At 70.2% G+C, this 1,589-nt stretch carries 2 protein-coding genes; both read right to left on the bottom strand.

Annotation, left to right across the window (positions count from 1 at the left end; genetic code table 11):
* Positions 1-56 precede the first annotated feature (56 nt).
* Positions 57-866, bottom strand: coding sequence for an enoyl-CoA hydratase/isomerase family protein (locus CWS39_RS28150; RefSeq protein WP_102146102.1), 810 nt, complete (start codon positions 864-866; stop codon positions 57-59).
* Positions 867-911: 45 nt separating this feature from the next.
* Positions 912-1,589 (bottom strand): PfkB family carbohydrate kinase (locus CWS39_RS28155; protein WP_102146103.1); only part of this gene is annotated, 678 nt, incomplete at its 5' end.

Genomic DNA, 1,589 nt, shown 5'->3' on the forward strand with positions numbered 1-1,589 from the left:
TCAAGCCCCACATTTCGCAACAGCCCGCTGAGCGCGACCAGCTACGCCCAAATCACTCAGAGGCGGCCGTCGATCCGCAGGTCGGGGTGCACCCACGACGGCGAACGCCGCTCCTTGAACGCCATGAACCCCTCGACCGCCTCGGCCTTGCCCAGGCTCGACTGCATGCCGATGCGGTCGTAGAGCCCGAGGTAGTTGTCCAGGCTGGACTTGATCACGGCCCGCGCGCCTGGCGCGGTCCGGCAGCACTGGGCGAGCACCTCGCGGGCCGCGTCGGCGAGGTCGTCATACGGCACGACGCGCGCCACCATGCCCCAGTCCAGCGCCTCTTCGGCGGTCAGCGTGCGGCCGGTGAACATCAGGTCGCGGGTGCGCACCGGCCCGATCAGCCGCGCGAGCATCTGGCTGTAGTAGGTGTCGGCGATGCCGCGGTACAGCTCCGGCACGCGGAATGTCGCGCGGTCGCTGACCACCGCCATGTCGGCGCACAACGCGATCTGCAGCCCGCCGCCCTGGCATAACCCGTTAACCGCCGCCACCACCGGCTTGGCGGATTGGCGCAGGGTTTCGAACGGCAGCGCGTCCATGCCCAGCGCCGAGCCGAACGTCATCCAGTTGTCCGTCCCGCCGCCACCCATATCGCCGCCGGGGGCGAACACGTCGCCCGTTCCGGTGATCAGCAGGCCCGCCAGATCGGGATCGGAGCCGACGTGGTTGACCGCGTACTTGATGCCGAAGTACATCGCCGCCGTCATCGCATTGCGCGCTTCCGGGCGGTCCAGCGTGCAGACCCCGAACGGGCCCTCACGGTCAAAACGCAGAAACGGGGTGCCCAGCCAGTCGCCTTCGGGCGGTCGCGGTGTCATGGCAGCCGACTATAACGACAACGGTAACGAATTCAGTATGAGGCGTCAGTGCACGCCGATGGCGTCGTCGATGGCCTCCGCATACGGCGCGCAGTCACCCGCGCCGGGTACCAGCGTCGACAACGCGCCCGCCGCGCAGGCCCGCCGCAGCGCGTCCTCGTGACCCGACCGCCAGCCGGCGGCCAGCACCCCGGCGAACACGTCGCCCGCGCCGGTGGTGTCGACCGGCTTCACCCGCGGCGCCGGGACGTCGAACCGCTCGTCGTTGCCGAGGTAACTGGCGCCCCGCGCGCCGCGGGTGATGACGAGATGCGGGACGGGCCAATGCCAGTCGCGCGCCTCGGTTTCGTTGACGACGACGACATCGGCCAACTCCGACAGCGCCAGCAGCTCGTGGGCGGCGGCACCGGCCGGAGACGCGTTGACGATCACCACTGCGCCCGCCGCGCGGGCGACGCCGGCGGCCGCGACGGCGGTGGAGATCGGGATCTCCAGTTGGAGCAGCACCACCTCGCTGTCGGTGATGACCGCGCGGACGTCCGGGGAATTCACCGTGAGGTGGGCGTTGGCGCCGGGCGCCACCACGATCGTGTTCTCGGCGGCGGCGTCGACCATGATCACCGCGGACCCGCTGGGCCCCGGCACGGTGACCACGCCGTCGAGGCCCACGTCGTTGTCCCGAAGATGCGTGAACCGTCCCGGGTTTTGTGCGCACTTCCTTTC

Origin of the sequence: Mycobacterium hubeiense (assembly GCF_002838065.1) — a bacterium.
Classification (GTDB): Bacteria; Actinomycetota; Actinomycetes; order Mycobacteriales; family Mycobacteriaceae; genus Mycobacterium; species Mycobacterium hubeiense.

Coding starts and splice junctions, on each gene's coding strand:
- CWS39_RS28150 (WP_102146102.1), bottom strand. CDS start 866: ATGACACCGCGACCGCCCGAAGGCGACTGGCTGGGCACCCCGTTTCTG.